Here is a 7244-nt window from a genome sequence, read left to right as displayed (position 1 = left end):
GACCTGGATGGACCGGACGGGCTGGACCAGGCGGACAACCCGGCTGGGCCGGCTCACGGTAGCTCTCGGACTGGCACTCGGTCTGTTCCTGGGCGCCGCGGGTTGCGGAGGCTCGGGCAAGGACGGCACGTCGACGGGGCCCTCCCTCACTCCCACCGAGGGAGCGGGCGGCCTGCAGATCTTCGCCGTCACGGGCCTGCCGAACCTGCACTTCTCCGCGATGGAACTGGTGGCCAGGCCGGGGCGGATCCGCGTCGACTTCTCGGTCGCGCCGCAGTCCCCGCCGCACAACTTCGTCATTCCGCGGATTCCCGAGGCACACACGCGCATCGTCTCCGCGGGAGAGTCACAGAGCATCACCTTCTCCGTGACGAAACCGGGTAGCTACCCGGTGGTCTGCACTCTGCATCCCAACATGACAGCCACACTGAAGATCCTCTGAGTCGAACCGACGCCCGCCGTGCTCAACGTCCTGGACATCGTTCTTCTCCTGCTCGTCGTACTCTTCGCGATCTCCGGGTACCGGCAGGGCTTCCTGGTGGGCGCGCTGTCGTTCGTCGGCTTCCTCGGCGGTGGTGTGCTCGGTGCCAAGGTCGCGAAGCCCTTCGCCGAACTGATCGGCCAGGAGAGCCACGGCGCCATGGTCGGTCTCCTGGCCGTGCTCGGTCTCGCCCTGGTCGGGCAGGTCGCGGGCACCGCGATCGGGGTCGCCAGCCGGGACCGGGTGACCTGGCGCCCCGGCAGGGCCGTCGATGCCGCCGCGGGTGCGGTGCTCTCCGGCTTATCGGTGGTTCTTGTCGCCTGGCTGCTGGCGACGGCCGTCGATCGATCGCCCTTCGAGTCCCTCGCCCACTCGGTCCGGGAATCGCGGATCCTCGCCACCGTGGACGCCGGGATGCCCAACGAGGTCCGCAGTGCATTCGCCGACCTGCGCCAACTGGCTGACGACAACGGCTTCCCCGAGGTCTTCGCCGGGCTGGGCGGCGGGCGCATCGTCGCTGCCGATCCGCCCGATCCCGCTTCCACCCGGACGGCCGGGGTCCGCAACGCGGCGGCGAGCATCGTGAAAATCCGTGGCGTCGCCAGCTCCTGCGACAAACGGGTCGAGGGATCCGGATTCGTCATCGCCCCGCAGCGCGTGATGACCAACGCGCACGTCGTAGCCGGAGTGCACCGTCCGGTGGTCGTGCTGGCCTCGCGCACCCTGCCGGCCGAGGTCGTCCTGTTCGACCCCGACCGGGACGTCGCCGTGCTCCGCGTGCCGGACCTGCAACGGCCGCCGCTGCGGTTCCGGACAAACCCACCGGCCGCGGCCGAAGACGCCGCGGTGATCGCCGGTTATCCCCAGGACGGGCCATACACCACTGTGGCGGCGCGTGTCCGCGACCATCAGACCGCCCAGGCCCCGGACATCTACTCGCACGGCCTCGTCCTGCGCGACATCTACGCGGTCCGTGGACGGGTGCTGCCGGGAAACTCCGGTGGACCCCTGTTGTCCGAAAGCGGAGACGTCCTGGGCGTCGTGTTCGCCGCGGCCGTCAACGACAGCGACACCGGTTACGCCCTGAGCGCCGCCGAAGTGGCCAGGCCTGCCGCCGCCGGGGTAATCGCCACGGCGGAGGTGAGCACGCAGGGGTGCGACTGACCTCCCGTACTCCCGCACCGGTGGCCGGGCGACGCTCAGGGACGAAGCCAGCCGAGCAGTTCGGCGTTGACGAGGTCGGGGGCCTCCTCATGCGGGAAGTGCCCGATCTCACCGAGCAGACGCCAGGTGTAGGGACCGCTGACGTAACGCCCGGAGCCCTGGGCGGTGGACGGCAGGAAACAACGGTCCATTTCCCCGTGTATCTGCAGGGTCTCCATCCGCAGCGACCGACGGAGGACACTACCGAAACGCGCCCCATCAGGCCGGAATAACGACCGGAAGATCCACCGGTGGTACTCCAGGGAGCTGTGCGCCACCCCGGGAACGCGCATCGCCGATCGATATCGCCGCTCGGCCTCGGCATCCGGATACCCCGGTCCTCCCCAGCCGCGTAGCAGCGTTGCGACGTGGGCGGCGTCCTCGGCCACCAGGACCCGTTCGGGCCGCCACGGCAGCTGAAAACCGAGCATGTACCGGCTGGCGACACCCTGACCACGAGGATCCGCCGCGATCTGGTGCCGCAGCCGCAGCGGATGGGGCATGGCCAGGATCGCGAGTCGACGCACCACCATCGGATGACGGACCGCAGTGGTCCAGCCAAGCAGCCCACCCCAGTCGTGGCCCACGACCGCGGCGTCCGGTTCCCCCAATGCTCTGACCAGACCGGCCACGTCATCGGAGAGGGTGAAGGCGTCATAGCCCCGAGGCGGCTTGTCACTCGCTCCGTAGCCGCGCAGGTCCGGCGCGACGACGCGGTAGCCCGCCGCCGCCAGCACGGTGAGTTGGTGACGCCAGGCCCACCAGAACTGCGGGAAGCCATGCAGCAGCAGGACGAGCGGGCCGCTCCCCAACTCCGCCACGTGCAGCCGGGTACCGTTGGCAGACACGTCACGGTGCCGCCACGGCCCGTCGACCAGGACGGTGGCGGGCTCGGGAACGGTGTCCTCCATCGCCTGCCAGGATGGCAGACCAGCCCCCGGCCCCGGACCGGCGGTGCTCGTGACGAGCCGGTCGTGAGGTCCGCCGCCGGCCCTCGAACGTCCGCCGCCGGCTCCCTCGCCAGACCCTGTGCCGACCGCGCCTGCAGGCTTGGGTACCGGCGGACACCGAACAGGACGTCAGTGCCCGCGCTGACCCGGGTGGGCGGCCGCACCCGCCGACCCGACCGCGTCTCCCGGTCCGACCGGACCCGCCGACCTGGCTGGGGCGGTCGTCGGATTACGTAGCCAGGTGATGTCGTCGCGCACGGTCTGGATGGTCCGCTCGGGCGGGGAGAGCTTGCGCAACCGCGCCATCGCGAACAGGGCCAGCAGCCCCGCGACGACGAGGTAGAGACCGGCCGTCAGCAGATAGGACCAGAAACGCTCGATGCCGGCCCAGGTGAACAGCTCTCCCAGAAAGATCGTGACGGCGATCAGAGCGCAGAACCCGAGGCCTGCCGCCACCGCCAGAAAACCGATTCCGAGCGCAGCCGACACCGCCTGCTGGGCAAGCTCGGCCTTGGCCAGGTTGATCTCCTGACGAACCAACAACGAGACATCGCGAGTGGCCAGGGCCACCAGCTCACCCAGCGTCGGCTCACGGCCGTCCCGAGCCTTCCCGGCTGCGATCGACACTTCTGGTCCTCCCTCTGGCTGCGACCCGCCCGTGCTGGACGGCGGGACAGTTCGCGCTACCACCCTGATCCGACAGGCACCCTGATCCGACAGGGTCCGAACCGGCGGCGGACCGGAGGCCCCACCGGAGGCCATCCGCCCCGGGCCCCTCCGGTCCATACCGTCAAGTACCCTCCCGGCCGACCGTCCCCCCTGTCGTGACGCGGTCCGCCGCCCCGGTCCCGCTACGCAGTCTCCCCCGCGCGGAGCCGCCTGGGGGCCCAACGACGCGGCTCAGACCTGTGACTCCTCCTACGGGTCTCACCGTCTTCTCGCTTGGCCCGGCCCGCCTGGCCTGGACGGTCCGACCCCGCACGGCCCAGCACGCACGGCCCAGCACGCATGGCGCGGACGGGTAGCGTGCGAGCTGTGAGTCTCCGCCCGTCTGGAACAATCCTCGCCGCCGATCCACTCGCCCGTGTTGCCGCTCTGCCCGGGGTGCGTGAAGCCGCGGACAGCGCCCGATCCGCGGTGGACACGCTTCTGCGCCACCGCGTTCTGCGCCGCCAGAGCGCCGAGGTGACCGCGGAGGCATCGTTGCGGGCCGCCCGCGCCTGCGCCGCCCTCGAGGGATACGAGATCAGCCTGGACGAGTTGCGGGCGCACCTGGCCCGGTCCGGGCCCGAAGGCGTGCTCCCCGGCCCGGAGGAAACGGACGCGTCGAAGGCCGGAGCGGTCACCGACCGCGGTACACGGAACGACGCCGCCATGACCGGATCCGGCCATCCGTTACCTGTCGTCCTCGGCACGGTTCGGCTCTACGCCGAACTGGGCATCCTGGTTCCGGCCTGGGAGCGGGCACCGCGACAGGCCCTGGCCCGCATGCACGTGCTGCTGGGCCGGGGTTTCGTCCCGGGCGACGAGCTCGGTCGTCCGCGGGCCGATGCCGGCACCCGGGAGATTCTCGACCCGTTGCGGTTGGGCCCGCCTCCCCACTCGGTGGAGACCTCGGTTCGGCTGGATGGCCTGACCGGACTCCTCGTCGCGCCCACGAGCGCGCCGGCGATCGTGGTGGCCGCCGTGGTGCACGGGGAGCTGCTGGCCCTACGACCGTTCGGCGCCCTCGACGGGGTCATCGCCCGGGCCGCCGCCCGTCTGGTCCTGATCGGCCGGGGCCTCGATCCCAAGGCACTCACGGCGACCGACGTGGGACATCTCGAGATGGGACAGAACCCGGCGAGCATCCTGCGGGTGGACCGCGCGGGGGACGCCCACGCCGGGGAGGCCCACGCCGGGTACCGCGAGGCCGCCGCGGCCTATGTCGGTGGCGGCGCCGACGGCGTGGCCATCTGGGTACGGCACTGCGCGAAGGCCCTGGAACTCGCCGCGCGGGAGTCCCTCGCCGTCTGCGAGGCGCTCGCCCGAACCTGATCCACACTTACGGCGCGATTGACGCACCTGACGGATCCGCTGCAGGGATGGACCACAACGAACCTGCCCGTATGAACCACTCGGCGCGGACCCCTGCGTGGGCCGCCGCCCCTCCTGCCACGTGGGCGGCAGCCACGCGTTCCCGGCCTGCGGCCTCGGCAGGTCTCGGCCGGTCGAAACCTCCATCAGAACATCTTCAGGCCCTGTGGAGGGCGGTCATCCACAGGGCCTGTCCCGGCGCATGGTGAGACCACGTCTTCCCCGACCCCGATGGGAACGAGGCCGCCATGTCCCCTGCTCCGCCCCTGCTGACCGCCGCGGAGAACCACGGTCCGGTCGTACGCCCGCTCATCGTCACCGCCATTCCCGACCTACTCGACGATCTGTTGCGGCTTGCGGCGGCCGCCGGTGTGTCGATGACGGTCGCCACCGAGATGAGCGCGGTGCGCCGCAACTGGACGTCGGCTCCCCTGGTCATCGTCGGAATGGACGAGGTCGAGCCATGCATCGCGGCCACGCTGCCCGATCGACGGCATGTAGTCCTGGTCGGAGGACACGTCGACGACGGCCGGGTGTGGGACGCCTCCGTGCGCATCGGCGCCGATCACGTGATCTTCCTTCCCGAAGCCGAGCCCTGGCTGGTCGACCTCCTCAGCGATCTCGACGGCCTCGATCGGCATCGTTCGGTGACACTGGGCATCATCGGCGGCCGCGGCGGGACGGGAGCCTCCACCTTGGCCGTCTCGCTGGCCCTGGCCGGGCTGAGGCACGACCTGCGCACGATGCTGATCGACGCGGATCCGCACGGTGGCGGGCTCGCCCCCGCCTTCGCCCGCCTCGTGCCGTCCATGTCCGGTGCCTTCCCTGGCGGGGAGACCTCCAGCCTGGCGCCGCTGTTTCCCACGCGCCACGACCAGCACGACCAGATGGACGGGAACGGCCCGGTCGGGCCGATCGCCTGCTCCGACCGGCTGCCCCGCCGGGGTGACCTCTCCGTGGTGTCCTGGGATCCCGCCGTCAGCCCAGGCGTTCCCCCGGCGACGATGGCCACCCTGCTCGCGACCGCTCGTTGCACGTCCGACCTGGTGATCCTGGATCTCCCCAGCCGAGGGAATCCGGCGGCCACCGCAGTCGACGCGGGCACCACCGTGGCCCTGCGGACCTGCCAGACGGTGCTGATCGTCACGCCCGCGGACCTGCCGTCGATCGTGGCGGCCGAACGTGTCTGCTCGGCCGCCATCCGCCGGTCCGCCGATGTGCGCGCCGTCGTCCGGCTGCACCCGTCCGACCGCCTCACCCCGGAGGCAATCGCCACGATGCTCGGCGTGCCACTGGCCGGGGTGATCAGCAGCCGACGGAACCGTTCGGTTCCCACTCGCGACCGCTACGGCGGCTCAGCCGACAGGAACACCATCGATCGCCTCAGCGAGGAGCTGCTGACCCGCCTCGGCGTTCTCGGGCCACGGGTGTGGCCCGATCCGGAGGCCTGGTCATGACCGGGCTCGGCGAGCGACGCAGGTCCCCATTCCCCGCCACAGGTCACGCGGCCTCACCGGCTGCCCGAGCGGCCGCGAGGCCCGCGGTCTCCACACGATCTTCACCGCCGTCCGCAATCCCATCGGAACCGCTCGAACCGTCAGAACCGCTCGAACCACCGGAACCGGTGGCCGCACCCGCGGAGCCGCCCGGAGCCGGCCCGCTGGATCCCCTCCTCGCTGATCCGCACGTCACCGATGTCCTGGTCAACGGGCCCGGCGAGGTCTGGGTGGAACGCCGGGGCCGGCTCATCCGTACCTCGGTCGCGTTCGCGGACGAGGAAGCGGTGCGGCGCCTGGCCGTTCGTCTCGCCGCGACAGCCGGGCGGCTCCTGGACGCCGCGATGCCCTTCGCCGACGTGCAACTGCGCGACGGAACCCGGTTGCACGCGGTTCTGGCACCGATCGCGGTGCAGGGTACGTGCCTGTCGCTGCGACGGACCCGGCGTCGCCCCTTCACCTTCGACGAACTCGTGCTCGCCGGAACAATGAGCCCGGCGGTGGCGGCCGTGCTGCACGCGGTCCTGAGCGCCCGACTTGCGATCGTGGTGACCGGGGGCACCGGCTCGGGCAAGAGCACACTGCTTGCCGCGCTACTGGGAGCGGTGCGCCCCGACGAACGGATCGTGCTGGTGAAGGACACCGCCGAGCTCGTCATGGACCGTCCGGGGATGGTGCGGCTCGAGGCCCGCCCGCCGAACATCGAGGGCGCCGGCAAGGTTACCCAGCGTGATCTGGTCCGCCAGGCGCTGCGCATGCGCCCGGATCGGCTGGTGCTCGGCGAGGTCCGCGGCCCCGAGGTGCTCGATCTCCTCGTCGCCCTCAACACCGGTCACGAGGGCGGGCTGAGCACCGTGCACGCCAACGACACCAGTGCGCTGCCCACCCGCCTGGAGGCTCTCGCAGCCCTCGCCGGGCTGTCCCGCCCCGCGGTCCACAGCCATATCGCGGCAGCGCTCCACACCGCCGTTCACCTTTGCCGGGAGGCCGACGGCCGCCGTCGGGTCTGCGCGATCGGGGTGTTCCGCTAGCCCTGTC

At 71.3% G+C, this 7244-nt stretch carries 7 protein-coding genes; 5 read left to right on the top strand and 2 right to left on the bottom strand.

Features of this window, described 5'->3' with window-relative positions:
- Nucleotides 1-7: 7 nt before the first annotated feature.
- Nucleotides 8-442 (top strand): cupredoxin domain-containing protein, encoded by a 435-nt coding sequence (locus AC08ON_RS09520; RefSeq protein WP_476616802.1) that lies wholly within the window; start codon nt 8-10, stop codon nt 440-442.
- Between the two features lie 18 nt (nt 443-460).
- A complete protein-coding gene (locus AC08ON_RS09515) occupies nt 461-1645 on the top strand; it encodes a MarP family serine protease (RefSeq protein ID WP_476607279.1) in 1185 nt (394 codons plus the stop codon).
- Between the two features lie 35 nt (nt 1646-1680).
- On the opposite strand, the gene AC08ON_RS09510 is transcribed toward AC08ON_RS09515, so the two are convergent.
- Both AC08ON_RS09510 and AC08ON_RS09505 read right to left on the bottom strand, forming a co-directional pair.
- A complete protein-coding gene (locus AC08ON_RS09510; RefSeq protein ID WP_476607280.1) occupies nt 1681-2595 on the bottom strand; it encodes an alpha/beta fold hydrolase in 915 nt (304 codons plus the stop codon).
- Nucleotides 2596-2763: 168 nt separating this feature from the next.
- On the bottom strand, nt 2764-3261 hold the full coding sequence (locus AC08ON_RS09505) for a phage holin family protein (protein WP_476607281.1): 498 nt from the start codon (nt 3259-3261) through the stop codon (nt 2764-2766).
- 381 nt (nt 3262-3642) lie between these two features.
- Here AC08ON_RS09505 and AC08ON_RS09500 point away from each other — a divergent pair, with 381 nt between their 5' ends.
- The 3 genes from AC08ON_RS09500 to AC08ON_RS09490 all read left to right on the top strand — a co-directional run bounded on the left by AC08ON_RS09500 (nt 3643) and on the right by AC08ON_RS09490 (nt 7237).
- Nucleotides 3643-4671 carry a hypothetical protein gene (locus AC08ON_RS09500; RefSeq protein WP_476607282.1) on the top strand — a complete coding sequence of 343 codons (1029 nt, stop codon included), beginning with the start codon at nt 3643-3645 and terminating at the stop codon, nt 4669-4671.
- A 287-nt stretch (nt 4672-4958) separates the two neighbouring features.
- Entirely contained in the window at nt 4959-6167 is a 1209-nt protein-coding gene (gene ssd / locus AC08ON_RS09495) for a septum site-determining protein Ssd (RefSeq protein ID WP_476607283.1), read from the top strand.
- A 167-nt stretch (nt 6168-6334) separates the two neighbouring features.
- A complete protein-coding gene (locus tag AC08ON_RS09490) occupies nt 6335-7237 on the top strand; it encodes a TadA family conjugal transfer-associated ATPase (RefSeq protein WP_476616799.1) in 903 nt (300 codons plus the stop codon).
- Nucleotides 7238-7244 lie beyond the last annotated feature (7 nt).

This window comes from Frankia sp. CoWAU3, from assembly GCF_977971855.1.
Note: the sequence above shows the minus strand (reverse complement) of the source record. Positions and strands in the feature narration are given on the sequence as shown.

Bases quoted from the DNA above. Each gene is read 5' to 3' on its own strand.
- ssd (WP_476607283.1), top strand. From the start codon at position 4,959: ATGTCCCCTGCTCCGCCCCTGCTGACCGCCGCGGAGAACCACGGTCCG.
- AC08ON_RS09520 (WP_476616802.1), top strand. From the start codon at position 8: ATGGACCGGACGGGCTGGACCAGGCGGACAACCCGGCTGGGCCGGCTC.
- AC08ON_RS09500 (WP_476607282.1), top strand. From the start codon at position 3,643: ATGGCGCGGACGGGTAGCGTGCGAGCTGTGAGTCTCCGCCCGTCTGGA.
- AC08ON_RS09510 (WP_476607280.1), bottom strand. From the start codon at position 2,595: ATGGAGGACACCGTTCCCGAGCCCGCCACCGTCCTGGTCGACGGGCCG.